Origin of the sequence: Galbibacter marinus, from assembly GCF_000300875.1 — a bacterium.
Taxonomy (GTDB): domain Bacteria; phylum Bacteroidota; class Bacteroidia; order Flavobacteriales; family Flavobacteriaceae; genus Galbibacter; species Galbibacter marinus.
This window is the reverse complement of the sequence record NZ_AMSG01000001.1, coordinates 372,318-398,436: the sequence shown is the minus strand read 5'-3', so window position 1 is coordinate 398,436 and position 26,119 is coordinate 372,318. Positions and strand designations below refer to the sequence as shown.

General features: G+C 37.4%; 19 protein-coding genes. 14 read left to right on the top strand and 5 right to left on the bottom strand.

Annotation, left to right across the window (positions count from 1 at the left end; all coding sequences use genetic code 11):
- Positions 1-61 precede the first annotated feature (61 nt).
- Positions 62-1,036 (bottom strand): polyprenyl synthetase family protein, encoded by a 975-nt coding sequence (locus I215_RS01745; protein WP_008990223.1) that lies wholly within the window; start codon positions 1,034-1,036, stop codon positions 62-64.
- 126 nt (positions 1,037-1,162) lie between these two features.
- Between I215_RS01745 and I215_RS01740 the strand changes: the two genes are divergently transcribed.
- From I215_RS01740 to I215_RS01725, 4 genes are read left to right on the top strand one after another with little or no spacing between them, the layout of a single operon-like run.
- On the top strand, positions 1,163-1,771 hold the full coding sequence (locus I215_RS01740; protein ID WP_008990222.1) for a TetR/AcrR family transcriptional regulator: 609 nt from the start codon (positions 1,163-1,165) through the stop codon (positions 1,769-1,771).
- A gap of 4 nt (positions 1,772-1,775) precedes the next feature.
- The gene (locus I215_RS01735) at positions 1,776-3,140 is read left to right on the top strand and encodes a TolC family protein (protein WP_008990221.1); all 1,365 of its coding nucleotides are present in this window, start codon (positions 1,776-1,778) and stop codon (positions 3,138-3,140) included.
- Positions 3,141-3,151: 11 nt separating this feature from the next.
- A complete protein-coding gene (locus I215_RS01730) occupies positions 3,152-4,315 on the top strand; it encodes an efflux RND transporter periplasmic adaptor subunit (RefSeq protein ID WP_008990220.1) in 1,164 nt (387 codons plus the stop codon).
- Positions 4,316-4,318: 3 nt separating this feature from the next.
- Complete coding sequence (locus I215_RS01725; RefSeq protein ID WP_008990219.1) at positions 4,319-7,792, top strand: efflux RND transporter permease subunit; 3,474 nt, start codon at positions 4,319-4,321, stop codon at positions 7,790-7,792.
- Positions 7,793-8,053: 261 nt separating this feature from the next.
- On the opposite strand, the gene I215_RS01720 is transcribed toward I215_RS01725, so the two are convergent.
- A complete protein-coding gene (locus I215_RS01720; protein WP_008990218.1) occupies positions 8,054-8,701 on the bottom strand; it encodes a gluconate 2-dehydrogenase subunit 3 family protein in 648 nt (215 codons plus the stop codon).
- Positions 8,702-8,713: 12 nt separating this feature from the next.
- Positions 8,714-10,429 (bottom strand): GMC oxidoreductase, encoded by a 1,716-nt coding sequence (locus I215_RS01715; protein ID WP_008990217.1) that lies wholly within the window; start codon positions 10,427-10,429, stop codon positions 8,714-8,716.
- Positions 10,430-10,575: 146 nt separating this feature from the next.
- On the opposite strand from I215_RS01715, the gene I215_RS01710 reads away from it, so the two are divergent.
- The 7 genes from I215_RS01710 to I215_RS01680 all read left to right on the top strand — a co-directional run bounded on the left by I215_RS01710 (position 10,576) and on the right by I215_RS01680 (position 18,140).
- Positions 10,576-11,589, top strand: a complete 1,014-nt coding sequence (locus tag I215_RS01710; protein ID WP_008990216.1) for a sugar phosphate isomerase/epimerase family protein — start codon at positions 10,576-10,578, stop codon at positions 11,587-11,589.
- A 45-nt stretch (positions 11,590-11,634) separates the two neighbouring features.
- Positions 11,635-12,861: a nucleoside permease gene (locus tag I215_RS01705; RefSeq protein WP_008990215.1), complete on the top strand. Its 1,227-nt coding sequence runs from the start codon at positions 11,635-11,637 to the stop codon at positions 12,859-12,861.
- Between the two features lie 118 nt (positions 12,862-12,979).
- Positions 12,980-14,113, top strand: coding sequence for a Gfo/Idh/MocA family protein (locus I215_RS01700; RefSeq protein ID WP_008990214.1), 1,134 nt, complete (start codon positions 12,980-12,982; stop codon positions 14,111-14,113).
- Between the two features lie 129 nt (positions 14,114-14,242).
- Entirely contained in the window at positions 14,243-15,391 is a 1,149-nt protein-coding gene (locus tag I215_RS01695) for a Gfo/Idh/MocA family protein (protein WP_008990213.1), read from the top strand.
- 95 nt (positions 15,392-15,486) lie between these two features.
- On the top strand, positions 15,487-16,539 hold the full coding sequence (locus tag I215_RS01690; protein ID WP_008990212.1) for a sugar phosphate isomerase/epimerase family protein: 1,053 nt from the start codon (positions 15,487-15,489) through the stop codon (positions 16,537-16,539).
- An 18-nt stretch (positions 16,540-16,557) separates the two neighbouring features.
- Positions 16,558-17,307, top strand: a complete 750-nt coding sequence (locus tag I215_RS01685; protein WP_008990211.1) for a 3-keto-disaccharide hydrolase — start codon at positions 16,558-16,560, stop codon at positions 17,305-17,307.
- Positions 17,304-18,140, top strand: a complete 837-nt coding sequence (locus I215_RS01680; RefSeq protein ID WP_008990210.1) for a 3-keto-disaccharide hydrolase — start codon at positions 17,304-17,306, stop codon at positions 18,138-18,140. Before I215_RS01685 ends, I215_RS01680 begins: the two co-directional genes overlap by 4 nt.
- A 117-nt stretch (positions 18,141-18,257) precedes the next feature.
- On the opposite strand, the gene I215_RS01675 is transcribed toward I215_RS01680, so the two are convergent.
- Entirely contained in the window at positions 18,258-19,265 is a 1,008-nt protein-coding gene (locus I215_RS01675) for an LLM class flavin-dependent oxidoreductase (protein WP_008990209.1), read from the bottom strand.
- A gap of 127 nt (positions 19,266-19,392) precedes the next feature.
- Complete coding sequence (locus I215_RS01670; RefSeq protein ID WP_008990208.1) at positions 19,393-20,001, bottom strand: superoxide dismutase; 609 nt, start codon at positions 19,999-20,001, stop codon at positions 19,393-19,395.
- Positions 20,002-20,123: 122 nt separating this feature from the next.
- Between I215_RS01670 and I215_RS01665 the strand changes: the two genes are divergently transcribed.
- From I215_RS01665 to I215_RS01655, 3 genes are all read left to right on the top strand, one after another.
- A complete protein-coding gene (locus tag I215_RS01665; protein ID WP_008990207.1) occupies positions 20,124-23,255 on the top strand; it encodes a UvrD-helicase domain-containing protein in 3,132 nt (1,043 codons plus the stop codon).
- Between the two features lie 128 nt (positions 23,256-23,383).
- Positions 23,384-24,577, top strand: coding sequence for a glycine C-acetyltransferase (gene kbl, locus I215_RS01660; RefSeq protein ID WP_008990206.1), 1,194 nt, complete (start codon positions 23,384-23,386; stop codon positions 24,575-24,577).
- A 109-nt stretch (positions 24,578-24,686) separates the two neighbouring features.
- The gene (locus I215_RS01655; RefSeq protein ID WP_008990205.1) at positions 24,687-26,036 is read left to right on the top strand and encodes an OmpA family protein; all 1,350 of its coding nucleotides are present in this window, start codon (positions 24,687-24,689) and stop codon (positions 26,034-26,036) included.
- The last annotated feature ends 83 nt before the right edge of the window (positions 26,037-26,119 follow it).

Here is a 26,119-nt window from a genome sequence, read left to right as displayed (position 1 = left end):
TATCGCATTAGCGTAGATGGGTAAGTTCACTGATGCTTAACTAAATGGAGTAGTACAGGAGTTAAATTTCTCGATTCATTAAGGAAATGGCGAAATCCCTTAAGATGTTCTTGTTAGTGTGTTCAACACTTAATCCATCCAAAATTTCGAGGGCTTTTTGAGTGTAGAATTCAATTTCTTTTTGCGTCTGATCGGCCGCTCCGCTTGAGATCATGAAATCCTTTACCACCTTAATTTTATCCGAAGTATCCTCAGGTGTAATGGAAAATAAATGACGTAGTTGCATCGATTGGTCTTCAGATAGATTCTCGAGAGTTTTAAGATATAAAAATGTCTTTTTATTTTCAATAATGTCTCCTCCTACTTGCTTACCAAAGGTATTTGGATCTCCAAAGGCATCTAAATAATCATCCATCAATTGAAACGCAATCCCTAAATTAAGTCCAAAGTCATAGATTGCATTGGCCTCTTGTTTTGATGCATCTGCCACAATTGCTCCCATTTTCATAGCAGCTCCTACAAGGACCGCTGTTTTATAGGTAATCATTTTGAGATACTCATCGATCTGTACATCATCTCTGGTTTCAAAATCAATGTCGTACTGTTGACCCTCACATACTTCAATGGCAGTTTTACTAAATAATTTAGCCAATTCTTGAAAGGTTTCTGCGGGATAATTTTCAAAGAACTGATAAGCAACAATCAGCATGGCATCACCAGAAAGTATCCCGGTGTTTAGATCCCATTTTTCATGCACTGTCTGTTTCCCTCTTCGTAGCGGGGCATCATCCATTATATCATCATGAACCAAAGAGAAATTGTGGAAGATTTCAATAGCCGTAGCCGCCTTTAATGCATCTTGATGATTCCCTGAAAAGAAGTCAGCCGTCATTAAGGTAAGTACTGGTCTTAATCTCTTACCGCCGAGGTTTAAGATATAATCCATTGGCTGATATAAATTCTTTGGATCTCGAACAATAATCTCTTGTTGTAAATGGCTTAAAAATAAGTCTCGGTAGTCCGAAATAGATAACATAAGGTAATTTTTTGCTAAAATACCATATTTAAAAAAGTAGTGATTGAAATTGTTATGTTAAATTATTCAAATACTTTGGAAACTTTTCATGTTTTTAAAGTTTCCGTTATATCTTTGTGACATATTATGAAGGAAAAGATATTAGATAAGGCGGCAGAAATGTTTTTAAATCTAGGATTTAAAAGTGTCACAATGGACGATATTGCACTGGAGTTAGGGATCTCTAAAAAAACAATTTACCAGCATTTTACAACTAAAAATGACCTGATAGAATCGGTCACCTTTTATGTATTTGAATCTATAAATAATGGGATTTCATTTATTCGAGAGGCTTCTGATAATCCAATTGAGGAATTATTTCAAGTTAAAAAATTTGTAAGTGATTATCTTAAAGATGAAAAGTCTTCACCTCAGTTTCAACTAAAAAAATATTACCCTAAGATCTACAATCGATTATATCACGAACAGCTCAAAGTAATTGGAGAATGTTTAAAAGAAAACATTGAAAAAGGGATAGCGTGTAAAATGTATCGCGCAGAAATAGATGTTGGATTTGCATCCCGCATTTATGTCAGTGGTATGTTAGGCATAAAGGATACAGACCTTTTTCCATTAGAAATGTATTCTCCGAGTGACATTAGCCATAAATTCCTTGAATATCACATTCGAGCTATCGCTACAGACTTAGGTCTAAAAGTTTTAAAAGATTTTTGCAACAACACACAAACCAATTAAACCGATGAGAACATTATTCATCATAAGTATCACACTGCTTACCACTCTGGGATTTTCTCAACAACAACAATACAGCTTCACCCTTGAACAAGCAGTTGAATTTGCTTTGGACAGTAGCTATACAGCTATAAATTCTAGAAGAGAAATTGCCAAATCTCTAAAAAAGAAATGGGAGACCACCGCAACTGGTTTACCTCAAATTAACGGGGTGGCCGATTACCAAAACATGATTAAACAACCAGTGACATTGATCCCGGGTGAAATAGCAGGAGGGGAACCAGGTACCTTTCTTCCCGTCACCTTTGGAACTAAGCAACAAATGTCCCTGACCGCAACTCTAACACAATTAATTTTTGATGGATCTTATTTAGTAGGTTTAAAAGCATCAAAGGTCTTTGTTGAATATAGCGAAAACACTAATGAGAAGAATTTACTTCAGGTAAGAGAAGGAGTAATTAATGCCTATGGGGGTGTTTTAGTGGCTCAGGAAGGCATCCGGATCTTGAAGAGTAACCTAGAGAATATTACTTCAAACCTCAACGAAACCAAAGCCATGTATGAAAATGGTTTTGTAGAAGCGGAGGATGTTGAACAATTACAGATCACAACAGCACAAATTACGAACGATCTCAAAAATGCCAAGCGCCTTGAGGGCATCTCAAAGCAAATGCTCAATCTCTCTTTAGGTATTGAAATAGAAGCAGAAGTTAATCTTGAAGATGATTTAAAGTCACTAGCTGAGCAGAGTATTGGAATCCTTCTTCAAGAACAACAATTCAATTTTGAAAACAACGTGGATTACCGAATTGCAAAAAACCTTACCAGACAAAGGGAACTTGAACTGCAATTAGAAAAGAGTAAAGCATTACCAAGAATCAGTGGTTTTGTAAATTACGGCACAAGTGCATTTGACAATGACTTTGTCTTCTTTGACAGCGAAACATCCTGGTATCAATCTTCTGTTTTCGGTCTGAGTATGGAAGTGCCCATCTTCAGTTCCCTACAGCGTAGTGCAAAAACCCAACAAGCAAAAATATCTTTAGATCAAGCCAAAACAGATTTTAAACATGCAAAACAACAGATTCGTCTTGAATTAGATAGAGCAGAAAGTAATTTTGAATATGCCATTGAAAACTACCGAACCGCAGAGGAAAATTTAAAATTAGCTCAAGGCATTGAGAATAAGAATACCATAAAGTTCAAAGAGGGAATTAGTAGCAGCTTCGAACTCAGGCAAGCACAAACACAGCTATACACCGCACAACAGGAATACATCAATTCTATGAAAACTGTCATAGATACCAAAGTGGCTTTAGAAACGGTCATTAACTCACCAGATTTACTTAACAACAACACAGATCAAAACTAAAAAAAGCACAGATGAAAAAAGCATCCCTAATATTCATTTCAACTATTCTTCTTAGCTCCTGTGGCAAGAATGAAACTTCTGTTGATCAAGTTATTGAAAACGGAAATTTACAAGAAATACGTACAAAATTAGATGCCATAACCATACAGCATGACCAATTAGGAGCAGATATGCGAAGATTGAGTGCAGCGGTAAAGGAATTAGATACCACCTCAAACTTAGCTCTAGTGACCGCTATTAAGGCGAAGGACACCTTATTTCACCATTATATTGAACTGCAAGGAAATGTTGCTACCAAAGAAAACATCCTTATTAATGCAGAACATTCAGGAACCCTTCAGCAGGTTTTTGTGACCGAAGGACAAAAGGTAAGAAAAGGGCAGGTTCTTGCTAAAATAGATGACGGAGGCCTTGAGGCACAATTAGCCCAGCTCAAAGCGCAGTCAAATTTAGCAAAGACAACCTTCGAGCGTCAGAAACGATTGTGGGATCAAAACATTGGTTCTGAAATTCAATTTCTACAAGCAAAAACACAATATGAGTCTAACAAAAATGCTGTTGCACAATTGGAAAAACAATTATCTAAATCGAAGGTTATTGCGCCATTTAGTGGAACAATAGAAAACATTCATTCAGAACAAGGTTCAAATATCTCTATCGGTACGCCGATTTTGAGAATCGTTAGTCTTGATCAAATGTATATTGAAACAGAAGTTCCTGAAAGATATTTACCAAGCATAACCAAAGGAACCGATGTGATCGCAGTTTTTCCAGTATTAAATAAAAAGGTAGAAACAGAAATACGTCAAGTGAGCAATTATATTAATCCAAGCAATAGGACCTTTAAAATAGAGGTTGATGTCCCCAACAAAGACCAAATGATAAAACCAAACCTTACAGCTAAAGTGGTTATAAATGATTACACTAATCAGAGCACCTTTTTACTTCCACAAAGTATTATCTCAGAGAATTCCGAGGGCGAACAATATCTTTACATCGCTTCCGATATCCAGGATAACGGTGAGGCAGAGGTTCATCAGGTGATCGTCAAAACAGGTAAAACCCAAGGAGATTTAGTGGAGATTTTAGATGGGATTAAAGCTGGGGATTTTCTTATCAATGAAGGAGCACGAAGTGTGCAAGAGGGTCAAAGGGTAAAAATTCTAAAACAATAATTCATGAACTCAGTTGATAAGAATGCAGAAAAGGAATTTCGATTATCCTCATGGGCAATTGAAAATAAAACGACCATCTATGTCGTGATAGCATTGGTATTCATTTTAGGTGTTTCTGCCTATTTCGGAATGCCTAGAGAATCCTTCCCAGAGGCTAAAGAAACCAAAATATACATTAGTACGCCCTATCCCGGCAATACCGCTGAGGATATTGAGCGTTTAATAACTGACCCTTTAGAGGAGCAACTTAGAAACATCAGTAATGTAGTTGAAATCCTGTCAACTTCACAAGAAGACTACGCCATTATCACGGTGGAGTTTGATGAAAATATAACTGTAGAAGCAGCTAAACAAAAGGTAAAAGACGAAGTTGATGCAGAAAAGGCAGGGGAAGATTGGCCTATATTCAACGGAGCTAAAGTAGAACCTAATGTATTTGATTTAAATATATCCGAAGAGATGCCTATTATGAATATTAATATTCAAGGGGACTATCCAGTGGATAAATTAAAAGAATATGGGGAATATCTGGAGGATTTGGTAGAAGCCCTACCAGAGATCAAACAGGTTGATATACGAGGGGCACAGGATAAGGAGGTCGAAGTTGCAGTAGATGTCTATAAAATGATGGCAGCTCAAATTAACTTTGACGATGTCCTAAATGCAATACGCAATGGTAATGTAACTACATCGGCTGGAAATATGATTACAAGTGGTCAAAGACGTACCATTCGTATTCTAGGTGAAATTCAAGACCCACAGAGGTTAAATGAATTTGTTGTAAAATCCGATGGAGGCATGGTTTATTTAAGAGATATTGCCACGGTTAGATTTCACGAAGAAGACAAAACTACTTTTGCTAGAGAATTTGGTGAAAGCGTGGTCATGCTAGATGTAAAAAAGCGTGCTGGTAAAAACATGGTAGAAGCTTCAGAAAAAATCACGCAAATATTAAAAGAGGCTAAAAAAAGTGACCAATTACCACCAGATCTAACCATAAGTATTGCCAACGACCAATCCTCCCAAACATTAAACCAGGTGAGGGATCTTGTCAACAATATTATTTTTGGAGTCATATTAGTGGTTGGTGTTTTGATGTTCTTTTTAGGTTTTAGAAATGCTTTGTTCGTCGGCTTTGCTATTCCAATGTCCATGTTTATGTCTTTTATGATATTACAAGGATTGGGATATACTCTCAACACCATGATTTTATTTGGTCTTATTATGGGGCTTGGAATGTTGGTTGATAACGGAATTGTGGTGGTGGAAAATGTATACCGTTTAATAGATGAAGAAGGTAAAAGCAGAATGGAAGCCGCAAAAAAAGGAATTGGTGAAATTGCATATCCGATTATTATTTCCACCGCTACAACAGTAGCAGCATTTATCCCTCTGGGTATGTGGCCAGGAATCATGGGTGAATTCATGAAATACTTTCCAATAACCCTCTCTGTGGTTCTTGGATCATCTTTGGTGGTAGCTATTTTTATGAACTCAGTACTTATTTCACAGTTTATGGATACTAGTGAAAAACGTTTAAGCAGAAAACAGCTTATTCGCCTGAGTTTCATTCTTGGAATTCCTGGGATTTTGATTTTAATTTTCGGAGGAGAATTAAGAGGGTTAGGGACTTTGATGATTGCAACTGCAATCATGTTCTGGATCTATCGTTATTGGATAAAAGGTGCAGCTGATTACTTTCAACGAAAAACGCTTACCAGACTTGAGAACGCTTATAAAAAGTTTTTACAAAACACTATAAAAGGAAGAAGGCCTTTGTTCTACACTTTAGGAACCTTTATAATTCTAATTTTAGTTTTCATGGCCTTTGGGGCATCATTAGGAAGTGGACGTACCAAAGTGGAATTTTTCCCTGACAACAAACCAAACCAAATTATAGTTTATATCGAATACCCACAGGGAACAGATATTGACAAAACAAACGCTATTACTAAAGAAATTGAAAAGAGAGTCTATCAGGTTTTAAATGCAGATCAATACATGGACCATGGATATAACTTCATGGTAGAGTCTGCTGTATCTCAAGTAGGTGAAGGTGCAGGAAACCCGCAAACAGATGGTGGTTCAACCGCAGAAATGCCTCATAAAGGAAAGATCACCGCTACAATGAGGGAATATAAATTTAGACGAGGTGAGGATAGTGAGATCCTTCGTCAAAAGGTACAACAAGCCCTGAAAGGAATTTATCCAGGAGTAGCGATATCGGTAGAAAAAGATGCCGTAGGTCCTCCTGTGGGTTACCCAGTTAATATTGAATTAAGTGGTAATGACTATGATGAACTTATTGCAACAGCTGAAAAAATGCGAGATTATATCAATGGACGAAACGTTGCAGGTGTAGATCAATTAAAGATTGATGTCAATAAAGACAAACCAGCGATGATCGTTAAGGTGGATCGTCAAAAAGCAGGACAACTCGGAATTTCTACAGGTCAAGTAGGAAATCAATTAAGACGTTCAATTTTTGGAGAAAAAGCAGGAATCTATAAAGAACGTGGAGAAGATTATGATATTTATGTACGATTTAAAGAATCGCTCCGCTATAATCCAAGTGCGCTATTTGATCAAAATATTATTTTCAGAGATCAAGTCAGTGGAGAAATTAAAGAAATCCCTGTGTCAGCTGTAGCCACTAAGCAAAACACCTCCTCATTCAGTGCAATTAAACACCGTGATTTAAAAAGGGTGGTGACTGTCTATTCAGGATTGACTTCTGGATATACCGATGCTGGTGCGGTGGTAGGAAAAATCCAAAAGGAAATGGCGAGTTTTAATGTACCTCAAAATATACATATTGACTATACAGGGCAAATAGAGGAACAGAACAAACAAATGAACTTTTTAATCAATGCCTTCCTTGCTGGACTTGGTTTAATCATGTTCATCCTGATCTTTCAATTTAACTCCATTTCGAAAGCATCAATAATAATGTTAGCTATCTTCTTAAGCCTCCTCGGGATATTTGGTGGATTAATTATTACTGGTTGGTCGTTCGTGATTATGATGACTATGATGGGTATCATAGCTCTGGCTGGTATTGTGGTAAATAATGGTGTAGTATTAATAGATTATACGGACATACTAATCGATAGAAGAAAGATAGCCCTTAATATTTCTGATAGTAAGTATTTGCTACCAAAAGAAGAAATTCAACAAATTTTGATCGAGGCGGGAAGAGCGCGTTTACGTCCAGTTTTACTAACAGCAATTACCACTATTCTTGGTCTAATTCCACTGGCCATTGGATTAAACATCGATTTCTTTTCTTTGTTTTCTAATTTCGATGCTGACATTTATATGGGAGGGGATAATGTGATCTTCTGGGGTCCTCTAGCTTGGACCGTAATTTTTGGACTTATTATCGCTACGTTTTTAACCTTAGTCATTGTACCATCACTATTTTATCTAGTACATAGTTTAAAATTAAGACTGAGAAAGAATAAAATTACAGCATAAGACAACGGCATTATTCCAAGCTAAGGAATTTTAATAAAAGCGGTGGAATCCAAGGGATTTCATCGCTTTTATATTTAAATTGAGCGTAAAACTCAACCAGTACCAGTTAAATATAGTATGTATTAACCCATTTGTATTCTTAGTGGAATCGGTTTCAATTAAAAACCTCTTCCCTTAGCCTAAGAACGTTTTAAATAATCAAAACGATTAGATGCTAAAAGAAGAGGTTTGACACAAAATTTAAATAAAATCTTAGCTATATTATAGCGACCATGCTCTACCTTGGGTCACTTCATCTAAAGAAGCGCAACCATTATAAATACCTGGAACTGGATCATAAGCTAACACTTCTTCTCCAATTTTCTGGCTATTTTTATAAGCATTAATAGTAGTCCAACGTAAGTCGTTAATCATACCAAAAGCTAACGCTTCATTATCTTGTTCTTGCTTTTCAGCATTATCCAGTTCAATTTCATTACCTTCAATACTAATACGCTTGTTAAGGTCGTCTCGCTTATCACCTGAAACTTTTAGGTTTTCAGCAACGACTTCTTCATATTGCTCAGGGGAAATTGAGGCTATATCATCACCGAATTTGGATTTCAAATGATTTACCAGACCAGCCATACGCTTTTTATAACGTTTTTGATCTTCCTCAAATTCGACCTCTACGATGTATTTATCTATAAACTGTGGAACATTAACTTCACTTGCTGAAGGAGTGTCTGTTTTAGGAATAATTATATCTACGATATTGGTTAAAACTATACCTTCTTCAGGGGTGAAAAATTCTGGAATCCAACTGGCTTTCTCTGCAGTACAGCTTTGAAGTAAACTCAATAATGCTGGAGATGCAGCGACAAAACCTGTGGTTAATCCTATATTTCGGAGTGCTCTTCTTCTATCCATAATTACATTAAATTACAAATTCATTTTTTTAAGTTCTTCTACGGCGTGACTTGCAGCTCTAGCAGTAAAGGCCATATAACCCAATGAAGGATTATGACATGCTGAAGAAGTCATAAAGGCGCCGTCAGTTACATAAACATTAGGCACGTCATGAAGTTGATTATGTTTGTTCAATACAGAGGTTTTAGGATCTTTACCCATACGAGCTGTTCCCATTTCGTGTATTCCAAGCCCCATTCCTCCGATACTATCGTAGGTAGATATATTTTTAAAACCAGTAGCTTCCAACATTTCAGCTGCTTGTTCTTTCATATCAGCCCGCATAGCGAGTTCGTTTTCTCCAAAGTCCGCATCAAAAGTAACGGTAGGAAGACCCCACTCATCTAATTTATCGTAATCCATATACATACGGTTCTTGTGATCAGGTAAAGTTTCACCGAAGGCAGTCATGCCCATAGTCCACCCGCCTGGTTCCATAACCGCTTTCTTAAGTTCTTTCCCATAAGAGAGTTCCTGAATAGCCTCAGACCAATCTCCGCGACTAGCTCCTCCTTGGTATCCATATCCTCTTAAATAGTCACTTCTATCACTACTTCCTCCAAGGTTTCTAAAACGAGGAATGTAGATCCCATTTGGTCTTCTACCTTTGTAATATTTATCTTGGAACCCATCAAACTTTGCACTTGCACCAACTCTAAAGTGGTGGTCCATTAAGTTATGTCCTAGTTCACCGCTATCATTACCCATTCCATTTGGAAAGCGGTCTGATTTTGATTGTAATAAAATTGAAGCAGATGCAATTGCAGAAGCACAAAGGAAAATCACTTTGGCTTTGAATTCGAATGTTTCTTTAGTTTCTGCATCAATAACACGTACTCCTGTCGCTTTACCACTTTCTTGATCATACATAACCTCATGTACAATAGAGAATGGACGAAGCGTCATATTTCCTGTAGCTTCAGCTGCTGGAAGTGTCGAGGAGTTACTACTAAAGTATGCTCCAAAAGGACACCCTCTCATACATCTGTTTCTGTACTGACAAGTACTTCTACCATCACCTGGTTTGGTACCTTGTGTAATATGGGCAACACGCCCCATTGTAATTACACGATCCTTAAACTTTTCAGAAATTTGAGTTTTAAAATGATCCTCAACACAGTTTAGGTCCATCGGTGGCAAAAACTCACCATCTGGCAATTGTGGTAAACCAAGATTTTCACCACTAACTCCTATATATTTCTCAACCTTATCATACCAAGGTTTGATTTCAGCGTATCTAATCGGCCAATCTACAGCAATACCTTCTTTCAAGTTGGATTCAAAGTCGATATCACTCAAGCGATAACTTTGTCTTCCCCACATTAATGAACGTCCTCCAACGTGATACCCACGCATCCAGTCAAATCGTCTATCTTCATTATATGGGTGCTTAATATCATCTACGAAGAAATGCTCACTAGAACCACTTACGGTATACCCAGTTCTAGCCTGTTTAAACTTCCTTCTTTTAACATCCGCAGTCGCTGCACCCCCGTTTGGCATATCCCAAGGATCCAAATTTGCGGTCGGGTAGTCCTCACGGTGTTTTACCATTCGGCCACGTTCCAATACTAGTGTTTTAAGGCCTTGCTCACAAAGTTCTTTCGCAGCCCAACCACCAGAAACCCCAGTACCCACGACTATAGCGTCATACTCTTCTACAGGGGAGTTGTAATAAAATGTACTCATGTTTACTTTTAGCTTGTTTATTATAGTAGTTTTCCAAATATATAAATTAATTCTTTACATTAGACGAATCTTTTAATTAAGAATTTAATATAGCAGAAACATTAACATTAGAGATTTACTATATTTAACCCCTGATTTTTGTTAAAATGAAGAGAAGAAATTTTATAAGCAATACCACCTACTCCATCGCTGGAGTCTCATTGCTAGGGATGTACGCTTGTAAAGAAAACAAATCGGGGCAAAAATCAACTGTGAATCAAAATGTGATGATTTCACAAACTGATCCTAAGATTAAATTATCTCTCGCACAATGGTCATTGCATAAAATGATATTAAATAACGCATTAGATGCAATGGATTTTGCACAAAAAGCAAAAGGACTTGGATTTGAATCTTTAGAGTATGTGAGTCAGTTATATATTCCTGAAATCCAAAAAAGAGGAAACACCGATCAGGCGATCATGGATATCATGACTGAACTCAAAGAAAAAAGTGATTCCTTATCTATGAAGAATCAAATTATGATGGTAGATCTTCATGATGATAAAGAGTTATTGGCATCCTCGGATGAGTTCTATAGAACTGCAGCTGTTGAAAAGCACAGAATTTGGGTGGATGCTACTGCTGCTTTAGGATGTCATTCTATGAGGGTAAGTTTGTTTGGAAGTCTCGATCAAAAGATTTGGGTAAAGAACTCTGTAAAGTCACTAAAGGAACTTTGCAAATATGCATCCAAAAAGAATATAAATGTCATCGTCGAAAATCACGGTTATTTATCTTCCAACGGAGCCTTAATGGTCCAGGTTATGGAAGGGGTCGATATGGCCAACTGTGGTACACTACCAGATTTTTCAAATTTCTGTCTAAAAAGGGAAGCAAATGAACTTTGGAGCACACCATGTATTGAAGAATACGACAAATACCAAGGAGTTAAAGAATTAATGCCTTATGCCAAAGGAGTAAGTGCAAAATCCTTTAATTTTGACAACAATGGAAGAGAAACAACCATCGATTTTGTAAAAATGATGGGCATTGTGAATGATGCGAATTACAACGGATATATCGGAATTGAATATGAAGGAGAAGAGCTCTCAGAGGAAGAAGGGATTCTAGCTACTAAAGCCCTTTTGATTAATGTAGCAGATGAATTAACAAGCTAAGACTATTAACTATTTTATAAATACTAAATTTAAACGCAGGCTAACATGAAGATTAAAACACAGGTTCAACTTTCTTTTATGATGTTCTTAGAATTTTTCATCTGGGGAGGTTGGTTCGTTACTTTAGGCACCTTTTTAGGGAGTAATCTCCAGGCTACTGGTGCACAATCAGCGATGGCTTTTTCAACCCAGTCATGGGGGGCAATAATCGCTCCATTTATTATTGGTTTAATTGCAGACCGCTATTTCAATGCAGAACGTATTTTGGGCGTACTACACCTTATCGGGGCGCTACTGATGTATATGATGTATCAAAGTACTGATTTTGGAGCTTTTTATCCTTACGTACTTAGTTATATGATCGTGTTCATGCCTACTTTGGCACTTGTTAATTCTGTTTCATTTAATCAAATGACAGACCCCGCAAAACAATTCTCCTTTGTACGTGTATTTGGTACCATCGGATGGATTGTAGCTGGTTCACTCATTAGTTATTTAAACTGGGATTCTACTGAAAGCGTTGCCCAAGGCATGCTTCAAAACACCTTTCTAATGACAGCAATAGCATCAGCTGTACTTGGTCTGTATAGCTTCACACTACCAAAAACACCACCAAAAATTGACAAGGACGAAAAAATGAGCATTTCCAATATTCTTGGATTAGACGCACTAAGTCTACTGAAAGACAGGAACTTCCTATTGTTCTTTATTGCATCAGTGCTGATTTGTATTCCTCTTGCATTTTATTATCAAAATGCCAGTCCATTTTTAACTGAAATAGGCGTGGAAAATTCGACCTTCAAAATGTCTATCGGACAAATGTCAGAAGTCGTCTTTATGTTGTTATTACCATTTTTCTTTAAGAAATTCGGATTTAAAATGACTATTCTAGCCGGTATGTTGGCATGGACACTTCGATACTTATTATTTGCCTATGGGGACTCAGGAGAATTAGTCTTTATGCTTATTATCGGTATTGCGCTGCACGGTTTGTGTTATGACTTCTTTTTCGTCTCTGGACAAATCTATACAGATACCAAAGCAGGAAAGAAATTTAAAAGTGCTGCTCAAGGGTTAATTACACTAGCAACCTACGGAGTCGGTATGCTTATTGGTTTCTACATCGCAGGAATTATCACAGATATGTATCAAAATACTGAAGGACTACATAACTGGGAAAACATTTGGATTTACCCAGCAGGATTTGCTCTAGTTGTAGCCCTATTATTTGCCTTATTATTTAAAGACGAGAAAATAGAATACCAACAATAAAACTAAGTTTTTGCAAAGGTGCTTTGGTGAATTTCTTCACCAAAGCTTTTTGCGTTTATGCTACTACTATTAATTATTACATTTCATATACTAACTATTTAACATTTCAACAAGCAAAATGAGCAAGAAAATACGATTGGGAATTTTAGGAGGAGGCGGTGATTCGCTTATTGGCGTTTTACACCGAATTGCATCTTCTATGTACGATAGCTATCAATTAGTGGGGGGGGTGTTTAATCCTATCCCTGAAGAGAATACAGGATTTGCAGAGAAAATCGGCATACCTACCAACAGAGTTTACAATGACTTTGACACCATGATCGAAGAGGAGTTAAAACTTCCTGAAGATCAGCGTATGCAAGTGGTCTCTGTACTGACACCAAATTTTTTACACTTTCCGATGGCTAAAAAGCTTATCGAATCTGGATTTAACGTCATCTGTGAAAAACCAATGACCACTTCTTTTGAGGAGGCACAAATCCTTAAAGAAACCTTGGATAAATCAGATGTTTTATTTGCCGTGACCTATACCTATACGGGTTACCCAATGGTAAGACAAATGAAAGAAATGATTGCTTCGGGTGTAATTGGTAAAATCCAAAAAGTAGATGTACAGTATTATCAAGGTTGGATCAACCCAATTATTCACGACGCAGAGAAAAGAGCAAATACTTGGAGATTAGATCCAGAAAAAGGGGGAATAAGCTGTTGTATTGGTGATATTGGAACCCACGGGTACGATATGATCGAATACCTAACTGGATTAGAAGTAGAAAGTATCTTATCTGATTTAAATTACATGTACAGCGATAACAAAATGGATATTGACGGAACTGTGTTATTGCGTTTTTCTGAACATGTCAAAGGATTATTGCGAACCTCTCAAATAGCCACAGGAGAAGAAAACAACTTTACTGTTAGCATCTATGGAGAAAAAGGAGGTCTAAAATGGGAACAAGAAAACCCAAATTACCTCTATCACCTAACGGAGGATGGGCCTCTTAAAGTGCTTAAACCAGGCCATGGCTATAACAGTGAATTTTCACTTGATGGAACGAAACTTCCTCCAGGACACCCAGAGGGTATTTTTGACTCCATGGGAAATATCTATAAAGGGGTTGCAAAAGCCATTCGAAAAGAAGAATATCACCCAGGAGAATTTCCAACAATGAACGATGGTTTTAGAGGAATGAACTTTATCGAACGCGTCGTTGAATCCCACCAAAAGGGAAATGTTTGGGTAAAACTATAATCCGATAAATAGAAAAATTAACATAGGGCTGTGCAATATTCACAGCCTTATATGATTTGTTTAATCGTTAATCAGATTTTTTTTAAGTATTTTAACATCGTAAAATACAAAACATTAAGCAGTACTATAATGAGAAAACTAAGAATGGGCATGGTCGGTGGCGGACTCGGATCATTTATGGGAGGAGTTCACCGTAAAGCTTCCGCACTAGACGGAATGATTGAACTTGTAGCTGGAGCATTTAGCAGCACCGTAGAAAAAAGCAAAGCCACCGGTAGAGAGCTTTACTTAGACGAAAACCGTTGTTATGGGAGCTTTGAGGAAATGCTTTTAAAAGAAAAGGAACTCCCACTTGGAGAGCGCATAGATTTTATAACCATCGTTACACCAAATCACTTGCATTTTGAACCTGCTAAGATGGCCTTGGAAAATGGTTTTCATGTGGTTTGTGATAAACCCATGACATTAACAGTCGATCAAGCTAAGGTTCTGCAGGATTTGGTAAAAGAAACAGGATTGTTATTTGCCCTTACCCATAATTATAGCGGAAATGCTATGGTTAAACAAGCGCGACAAATGGTGGTAAATGGGGATATAGGTGATATTATTAAAGTTCAGGCGCAGTATCTACAAGGATGGATGGCGGATGAACTTGATGAACAGGCATCCATTAAACCATGGCGTGCTGATCCTAAAAAATCAGGAATAGGAGGTTCACTTGCGGATATCGGAACCCATGCTGAACAATTGGTGCGTTATGTTACCGACATGGACATTACTGAAATTGCCTCGGATTTAGGACGTATCGGAGAAGGACGTACACTAGACAATGATGGTAATCTGCTTTTTCGAATGGAAAACGGTGCCAAGGGCATCTTGACCATTTCACAAGTGGCATTGGGTGAGGAAAACGACCTTGCGATCCGTGTGTATGGCACAAAAGGGAGTATCAAGTGGGAACAAGAAAATTCTACGCGACTCGTTGTACAATTCAAAGGGGAACCAGAGAAAACCTTTACTCCCGATGGCTATGGAATCTACGGTAATGTAAGAGAGGTTTCAAGAATTCCCAAAGGTCACCCAGAGGGGTATCTAGAAGCATTTGCAAATATTTACAAAAGTTTCGCAACGCACCTCAGCGCAGTTCTACAAAATAAAGAGGTTGAGAATCTTGATTATCCCACCGTAAATGATGGGGTAAAAGGCGTTCAATTTATTTATGCTGCTGTAGATAGTGATAAAAATAATGCAGCTTGGAAAAAGCCAAGTGAATTTTAAGTGTAATTTACACTTCTAAAATTTTCCAATATGCAGATTTCTAAATAACTTGCTTGGTTAACAAGATATAATATAGACCATTAAAAATATAACAAATGAAGACAATAAAAGGGCCTGCGGTATTTTTGGCTCAATTTGTAGATAACAAAGCGCCTTTCAATACCCTTGAAGGCATGTGTAAATGGGCAGCTGATTTGGGATATAAAGGCATTCAAATTCCAACTTGGGAGAGCTTTTTAATCGATTTAGACAAAGCAGCCGAAAGTAAAACTTACTGTGATGAACTTAAAGGAACCATTAATTCCTATGGCTTAGAGATTACCGAGCTTTCAACCCACTTGCAAGGGCAATTAGTAGCAGTACATCCAGCTTATGACTTAATGTTTGACAACTTTGCTCCTGCGCATTTGCACGGAAATCCAAAAGCGAGAACAGAATGGGCCGTAGAAACTTTAAAAAAAGCAGCTAAGGCCAGTAATCATTTAGGACTTAAGGCACACGCCACTTTCTCTGGTGCTTTACTTTGGCATACCTTCCACCCTTGGCCACAACGACCAGAAGGTTTGGTAGAAATGGGATTTGAAGAATTGGCAAAACGATGGTTACCCATTTTAAATGAATTTGATGAAAATGGTGTTGATGTCTGTTATGAAGTGCACCCAGGTGAGGACATTCACGATGGTGATACTTTTGAGCGCTTTCTAGAAGCTACTGGAAATCACAAACGCGTGAATATCCTGTATGACCCATCGCATTTTGTGCTTCAACAATTAGACTACATCACCTATATAGATCATTACCATGAATTTATTAAATCCTTCCACGTAAAAGATTCAGAATTCAATCCTACAGGTAAAAAAGGAGCTTTTGGTGGTTATAATAATTGGGGAGATCGCGCTGGGAGATATCGTTCTTTAGGTGATGGACAAATTGATTTTAAAACAATTTTTTCAAAATTGACACAATACGGTTGTGATGTATGGGCTGTGATGGAATGGGAATGCTGTATTAAATCTCCAGAGCAAGGAGCAAGAGAAGGTGCGCCTTTTATCCAAAAACATATCATAGAGGCCACTGAAAGAGCTTTTGATGATTTTGCTGGTGCTGAAATAGACCAAAACAAACTAAAAAACATTTTAGGAATATAAACAACTAAATATCAATTGATGAAAACAATAAGCTACTTGTTTGTCGCGGCATTACTTTTAATTTCGTGTAAACAAAACACCCAAAAAGAAAGTAAAGAAAAATCAGAACCCGTGGCAGAACACAAGCATGAAAAACAAGCTCAAGATTCCTGGGAAATTCTATTTGACGGGAGCAATTTCGATGCCTGGCATATGTACAATACTGGCGAACCAGTATCAGAAGCATGGTCGATTGAAAATGGAGCAATGGTATTAACACCAGGAGATTCAGCTGGAAACATTGTCACTGAAAAAGAGTATACTAATTTTGTTTTATCCCTGGATTGGAAGATTTCAGAAGGTGGTAACAGTGGTATATTCTGGGGGGTAATTGAGGATGAAAAATTCAACCAACCTTATCAAACTGGACCAGAAATCCAAGTACTGGACGATGAGAGACACCCAGATGCTAAAGCGGGTACAACACATCAGTCAGGTGCCCTTTATGATATGATAGCTCCAAGTGAAAAAGTAGCAAAACCAGCTGGAGAGTGGAACAACTGTGTTTTAGAAATCAACCATATCACCAATAAAGGATCAGTTACTTTGAACGGTACTAAAGTAGTTGAATTTCCAGTACACGGACCAGAATGGGAAGCTTTGATCGCTGATTCTAAATTCAAAGGATGGGAAGGATTTGGTGCCTATAAAACAGGTAAAATAGGTCTACAATATCACGGTGATAAAGTATCTTTTAAAAACATCAAGATTAAAGAGCTTACCAAATGATCAGACACTCAATTTTAAGCCTATTACTGTTAATCGTTTTAGTATCTTGTCAGCAATCCAAGACACAGCAGAATAACGAACCTGAGACTGTGGATCAGCCACAAGAGCTGGACCCTGTTATCACCTACGAAGAATATAGTGGTACAGAGCCTACCAAACCCGAAGAAACTGAGTTTTATGAGCCCGTAGTACCAGAGGTACAACCATATGCACAAGATGGAGCCCCTAGTGACGCCATAGTGTTATTCGACGGTTCCAATTTAGATCAGTGGGTAAGTAGTTCAGACAATTCACAGGCCAAATGGATCCTTAATGAGGATGGTAGTATGACTGTGAAAAATAGAACAGGTGATATTCAGACCAAAGAAAGTTTTGGAAGCGTTCAACTTCACATAGAATGGAAATCACCTGAAGAAATCCAGGGAGAAGGACAGAGTCGTGCTAATAGCGGCGTTTTTCTGCAAAATCGCTATGAGGTCCAGATACTTGATAATAATGACAATCCTACCTATACTAATGGTCAGGTTGGAACGATTTACAAACAAGGAACAACCTTAGCAATGGCCTCAGTCCCAACTGGAGAGTGGAATACCTATGATATTATATATCATGCTCCTGAGTTTAATGAGCTAGGAGGTAAAATAAAGTCCGCTACAATTACCATTCTTCAAAATGGTGTACTTATTCAAGATCATACTGAGATAAAAGGAACTACTCCTTATATCGGTTGGCCTAAAAATGAAGCACATGGTAAAGCTCCTATACGTCTACAAGACCATGGAGACAATAGTAGAGTAAGTTACCGAAATATATGGGTTCGACCTTTAGAATAGTAGACTAAAGTAAAACTTCGTAGCCTTGTTTTTGAAGGTTAAGCAAAATTAAAACACCACTGGCCTTTTTAAGGGACTGCAGTGGTGTTTTTAATTGATAGGAACTAAAATTGAACTTTAGTTAAATAGTTCACTAAGTAATTTATACGATTTTATTCTTTCCTTGTGATCATAAATATGTGAGGTAACAATAATTTCATCGACCCCGGTATTTTTAATAAAGGCGCCCAATTCTTTCTCAACGGTTTGTTGGGTCCCTTTAAAAGTAAAATACATCATATTTTGCACCATGGATTTTTGTTGGTAATTCCAGATTTCATCCATATCCTCCACAGGAGGTTGTAATGGTTCTCTTTTATTGGTGATAATACCCATTGCCATTTGGTAAAAACTACTAGCTAAATACTCCGCTTGTTGATCAGTATCGGCAACAAATACGTTTACGCAAGCCATTGAGTAAGGCTTTTCCAAACTTTTGGAGGCCGTAAAACCGCCTTTATATAAATCCAAGGCTTCCATTAAATGTGTTGGCGCAAAGTGACTTGCAAAAGCATAAGGCAGCCCTTTTTTGGCAGCTAATTGTGCACTAAATGTACTGGAACCCAGTAGGTAGATCGGAATATCTAAGCCCTCTCCAGGAATCGCTCGTACACGACCATCCTGATTCTCTACGGAAAAGTAGGTTTGTAATTCTTCAATATCATTTGGAAAATCTTGAACACTTTCTTGCTTTCCTCTGCGAAGAGCATGTGCAGTTAACTGATCCGTTCCAGGGGCTCTTCCTAGCCCCAAATCAATACGATTTGGATACAGAGTCTCTAGTGTACCAAACTGCTCCGCTACAATTAAAGGAGCATGATTAGGCAACATAATCCCTCCAGAACCAATTCTTATTTTCGAAGTACCTTGTGCTAGATAACCTAGTAAAACTACTGTTGCTGAACTTACTAGTGTATCGGTATTGTGATGCTCTGATACCCAAAATCTCTTATATCCAAAATCCTCTACATTTCTTGCTAAATCCAAGCTGTTTTGCATGGATTGCAAGTTGGAGTTACCTAAAGCAATAGGCACTAGATCTAGAACAGAAAACTGAGTATTGGCAAATGCGTCTTGATTCGACATAACAATTCTTTTTAATAGGTTGACGAAGTAAAGCTTCTTTACTTACAACAATGCCGTCACTGGAATTACAAAAAAAAGTCACCCCATATTAACAGAGTGACTCTAATTCTATTATAAAAACGCCTGTTTATTTCCCTTGAGCGTATAACTGAGAGACTTTATCCCAATTGATCACATTAAAGAAAGCAGAGATATAATCAGGACGTCTGTTTTGATAATTTAAGTAGTATGCATGTTCCCAAACATCTAGTCCAAGAATTGGTGTTCCTTCACAACCAGTATTTGGCATTAATGGGTTATCTTGATTTGGAGTAGAACAAACTTCTACTTTTCCACCTTTGTGAACGCATAACCAAGCCCATCCTGAACCAAAACGCGATCCTGCTGCGGCAGAAAATTCTTCTTTAAATTTATCAAACGATCCAAATGCTTGGTCAATTGCAGAAGCCAATTCACCTGATGGAACTCCTCCTCCTTCTGATGACATAATTTCCCAGAACAAGCTGTGGTTGTAGAAACCACCTCCGTTATTCCTTACAGCACCATTATTCATATCAAGACCTGATAAGATATCTTCGATCGATTTTCCTTCCAAGTCTGTACCTTCAATGGCAGCATTAAGCTTAGAGGTATATCCTTGATGGTGTTTTGTATGATGGATTTCCATAGTACGCGCATCTAAATGTGGTTCTAAAGCATCATACGCATATGGTAATTTTGGTAAATCAAAAGCCATTTTTTTGTATTTTTTAGTTAATAAATATATCGTTTCTCAAATTTAAGCAAATTCAAACGAAATCTCATCAAATATTTGTTAAGAACCCATAGAGTTTTCTTATTTTGCAATAAACTAAAGATTTGAGACCAGCCTTTTTTCAAATTTACAATGCATCAGCAGGATCAGGGAAAACCTATAGCTTGGTTAAAAGTTATTTATCCATCTTATTAGGTAGAAAACATTTGGATAGTTTTAAGCAGATTCTTGCCATTACCTTCACCAATAAGGCGGTTAATGAAATGAAAGAAAGGGTACTTTCAAACCTCCATGAATTTTCAAAAGAAGAAATTTTGATGGAGCCCACTTCCATTTTCTTAGACCTGCAAGAAGAATTACAATTAGATGCAGTAGAGTTACACCAAAGAGCCCGTAAAATACTTAATCGAATTCTGTATAATTATGCTTTTTTCGATATCCTTACCATCGATAAGTTTAATCATAGACTCATTAGAACCTTTGCCTTTGATTTAAAATTATCTACCAATTTTGAAGTCTCCCTTGATGAAAAAGCGCTACAAGCAGAGGCAGTCGATAACTTAATCCATAAGACAGGAACCAATAAAGACCTCACAAAAGTACTAGTTGACTACGCGTTATCTAAAGCAGACCAAGACAAAAGTTGGGATATTTCTAGAGACTTAAGAGAAATAGCTGAACTTTTATCCAAAGAAGACCATGCTGAGTATATTAAACTTCTTGAAGATAAACCACTAGGGTTTTTTAGTGACTTGGGAGGAAATTTACTCACACAAATTAAAACGCTTGAAGATCAAACTGTCCGATCCGCTCAGGAATTATTAGACCTTTTTGCATCTGAAGGAATTGACGAATCCGGTTTTAGTGGCAAGTACCTCTATAAGCAACTAAAGAAAATTGTTGCTAAGAAATTTGAAAATAAATGGAATTATGCTTGGTATAGGAATATTGAAGCCAAACAACTATATGCTAACGCTTTTGCAACAAGCCAGCCAGATAAGGCAGCTTTCTTAGATCAGATACAACCACAAATTATTCAAGTGATGCATGGCCTAAAAAAGGCCAATGTCCAAATTTTTTTCTTAAAGAATTTCCATAAAAACTTAATTCCATTATCGCTTCTCAACGCAATAAATGCAGAACTCAATACCATTAAAAAAGAGAAAAATGTCTTATTGATTTCTGAGTTTAATAAACTTATATCCACCACCATTGCAGATCAACCAGCTCCTTTTATTTATGAGCGAATCGGGGAAAAATACAAGCACTATTTCATAGATGAGTTTCAAGACACTTCCATTTTGCAATGGCAGAATTTAAAGCCCCTGGTATCCAATGCTCTGGAAACAGAGTTGCCAAATGGTAATACTGGCTCCATCCTTATTGTTGGAGATGCTAAACAAGCCATCTATCGATGGCGAGGTGGAAAAGCAGAGCAATTTATCGATCTGTACAACGAGCAGGTTGCAAGTCCGTTTCAAGCACCAAAAACGGTTGAAAATTTACCAAAAAACTATCGTAGTTACGACCAGATCATCAATTTCAATAATGGATTTTTCAAGTTTATTTCTAAACATTTAGAACATCCTACTTATAGGGCTTTATTTGAAGAGCACAGTTCACAGCAAACCAATGATAAAAAAGGAGGCTACTTAAACTTTAGTTTTATTGACCATAATGACAATAAAGAATCAGAAGATGATCTCTACCATTTAAAGACCCAGGAAATCATAGCCCAAGCAAAACATCAAGGTTTTAATTTTGGGGATATTTGTATTTTAACACGAAAAAACCAAGATGGGTATTCTTTGGCCGATTATTTAACCCAGCAAGGTGTCCCTATTATTTCTTCTGAAAGCTTACTGCTTAATAACAACAGAAAGATCGCTTTTTTAATTAAGGTTCTACAGCACCTTATCACCCCTCATGACTTTGAGATAAATTATCAAATATTACTCTATTTAGCCGAGAAACAAACAAAAGAAGGGGTACACAGTTTTATTCAACATAACCTTTCTGATCTCAGTGCTGTACTTGAGCAGTATAATTTCAAAGAAGAAACTTTTTTAGAATTGCCATTGTATACGGCAGTGGAATACGCCATTACTCAGTTTAAATTAGCTGCCCAATCGGATGCTTATTTGCAATTCTTCTTAGATGAAGTATTAAATTATACTCAAAATAACAATGGTAGTTTAAGTGATTTTTTAGCCTATTGGGACCTGAACAAGACTCATTTAAGCCTTGCTGCGCCAGAAGACTCCGATGCGGTTCGTATTTTAAGCATTCACAAATCCAAGGGTCTCGAATTCCCAGTGGTTATTTTCCCATATGCAAATACGGATACTCAAAGACTTAAAAATGATCTAACATGGCTACCTGTAGACCAGCAGGTCTACGGTATCCCATATGCTTTATTTGACCAAATGAGCACTATTGAAACTTCCAGTGAACTAGGCGCTCAATTAATTGAACAAACAAAAGAAGTTTTAAGACTCGACAACTACAACTTATTATATGTCACTCTTACACGGGCAGTTGAACAACTTTATGTAGTATGTAAGAGAGATGCTACTGACAAGGGGGCAAACACAAAGACCTTTGCAGGACTCTTTATTAGTTATCTACAACACTTAGGAATTTGGAGCGAATCCTCTTCCACCTTTAGTATTGGAGAAGCAAAGCGAGTATCAAAGGAGAAAAAAAATAACGACGCTGTTGAAATGATTCCTTTTCACAGTAAAATGTCATGGAATAATTCTTTTGAAATCATAACAAAAGCAGGATCACTTTGGGGTACAGCATTAGAAAAAGCAATTGATCGTGGAAATTTATACCACTTTCTACTTTCAAAAATCATCCACAAAACAGATATCGATTCCACAGTTACTTTAGCTATTAATAATGGGCTGCTCAGTGAAAATGACAAAGACAAAGTAGTAAAGTACTTATTAGAATTAGTCGATAATCCTAAATTGAACACCTTTTTCACTAACAGCTTTGAAATTTATATTGAACGAGATTTGTATACCCAAGAAGGGGTTGTTTTAAGACCCGATCGTTTTATGGTCAATGGAAATACTGCCCACATCATAGATTACAAGACTGGGACCCCTTCTCATCAACATCGTATTCAAATTGAAACCTATGCCAAGGCACTAAGTCAAATCGGTTATGAAGTCGAAAGAAAATTGATAGTTTATATTAATGAAGAAATAAAAATACTTGAAACGTAAGTATATTATTAACGTTTTATATGGTAATTCTTTTAAAACAAAGATAATTCGAAATTTTATTACTCAAGGCACTCTTGATGAATAATTATCTCCTAACTTTGTGAATTATAACTAATAATTTAGAACTGATGTACGGTAAAATTCAACAACACTTAGAGAACGAACTCGAAGCGATTAAAGAGGCGGGACTTTATAAAAAGGAACGCATCATTACCTCCCCTCAGGATGCAGAAATCACGATAAGTACTGGCGAAACAGTATTGAATTTCTGCGCCAATAATTATCTTGGACTCTCTTCTCATCCAGAAGTAATTCAAGCCGCAAAGGACACCATGGATACTCATGGCTTTGGAATGTCGTCCGTGCGTTTCATTTGTGGAACTCAAGATATTCATAAAGAACTAGAACAAAAGATTGCTGAATTCTACAATCAAGAAGACACCATACTATATGCAGCAGCATTTGATGCCAACGGAGGGGTTTTTGAACCTTTACTAACTGCAGAAGATGCTATTATATCAGATTCTTTGAACCATGCGTCAATCATCGACGGAGTGCGACTTTGTAAGGCCAAACGTTATCGCTATCAAAACAATGATATGAGCGATTTAGAAAAGCAATTACAACAGGCCAATGAAGATCAAGCACGTTTTAAAATCATTGTAACTGATGGTGTGTTTTCCATGGACGGTCTATTAGCACCATTGGATAAAATATGCGATTTGGCGGAGAAATATGATGCTTTAGTTATGATCGATGAATGCCACGCTGCAGGTTTCATAGGAGAAACTGGTAGAGGAACCCTAGAAGAGAAAGGGGTACTAAATCGCATTGATATCATTACTGGAACACTTGGAAAGGCCTTGGGCGGTGCTATGGGAGGATATACCACGGCTAAAAAAGAGATCATTGAAATCCTTAGACAGCGTTCAAGACCATACCTATTCTCAAACTCATTGGCACCAAGTATTGTTGGGGCCTCATTGAAGGTTTTTGATATGTTATCCAACAATACTCAGCTAAGGGACCAACTAGAGCAAAACACGAAATACTTTAAGGAAGGAATCAAAAAAGCAGGCTTTGATATCATTGACGGAGATGCTGCCATAGTACCAGTAATGCTATATGACGCACAATTGTCGCAGACTATGGCCGATGAACTTCTTAAAAAAGGTATCTACGTTATAGGTTTTTTCTATCCTGTAGTTCCTCATGGAAAAGCGCGAATTAGAGTACAGCTATCCGCGGCTCACACCCGTGAACACTTGGATAGAGCAATCCAAGCATTTACTGAGGTTGGTAAAAATCTTGGAGTAGTTTAAAGCATTACTCTTTTCATTTTAACTAAAAAATTATATATTTGTTTTTGTTAATAAGTTGTAACAACTTACATTTGTCATTAAATTAACACTTAAAATTAAATAATTGAACATGAAACATCTTAGCAAATTACTAGTTGCTGCGTTCCTATTTGTGGGGATTAGCAACATGAATGCTCAAGACCAGAACAATCCATGGCAGATCAGTTTTGGGGTAAATGCAGTTGATGCTTACCCTACAAATTCTGATAGACCATATGCTTCAGAGGCTTGGTTTGACGAGTATTTCAACGCGAGTGATCACTGGAACATTCTACCATCTATTTCTTACGTATCTGTTTCTAAATATGTAGGAAGTGGAATCTCTTTAGGAGTTCGTGGGTCACTTAACAAAATTGACAAACTAGGAGACACTGGTGTAGATGACCTATCTTACTACGGTGTTGACGGTACAATCAAGTACAATTTTGTTCAAGGAACTGTTTTCGATCCTTTTGTTGAAATCGGAGGTGGTTACACTTGGTTAGATGAGATTGGAGCTGGTACTCTTAACGGAGGTGTTGGTTTCAATGTTTGGTTTACTGAAAACTTAGGTTTGACAGTACAATCTAGCTACAAGCACGTATTCGAAGATTACAGCACTCCTCATTTCCAACATTTAGCTGGTCTAGCGATCAAATTTGGTGGAACTGATACAGACGGAGACGGTGTATACGACAAAGACGATGCTTGTCCAGAAGTACCTGGTTTAAAAGAATTCAACGGTTGTCCTGATTCTGACGGAGACGGTATCGAAGATTCTAAAGACGAGTGTCCTAACGAAGCTGGTACAGCTGCAATGAACGGTTGTCCTGATTCTGACGGAGACGGTGTAGCTGATAACGTTGACGAATGTCCTGAGACTCCAGGTCTTAAAGAACTAGCTGGATGTCCAGATTCTGACGGAGACGGTGTAGCTGACAAAGATGATCAGTGTCCAGATGTTGCTGGTCCTGCTGCAACCAATGGTTGTCCAGACAAAGACGGTGACGGTGTTCTTGACAAAGATGATCAGTGTCCAGATGTTGCTGGTACTGTTGCTAACAACGGTTGTCCTGAAGTAACTGAAGCTGTTCAAAAAGCATTGAACGACTATGCTAAAACCATCTTGTTTGATCTAGGAAAAGCAACTATCAAAACTGAGTCTGAAAAAGTATTGAACGATATCATTGAAATTCTTAACGAATATCCAAATGCTAATTTTTCAATCGAAGGACACACTGATAGTTCAGGTAGTAATTCACTTAACCAAAGATTGTCTGAAGAGAGAGCTGGTGCAGTTAAAGTTTATTTAATCGAACACGGTATTTCTACTAACAGATTAGATTCTAAAGGATTTGGTGAAGATAACCCTATCACTTCTAATGCTACAAGAGCAGGTAGAGCACAAAACAGAAGAGTTGAGATTAATCTAGTTAAATAATTAGATTAGTTCAAATCATATAAAAGACGCCTCGAGAAATCGGGGCGTTTTTTTATGCATTAAATTTGACCAGTCATTACCCT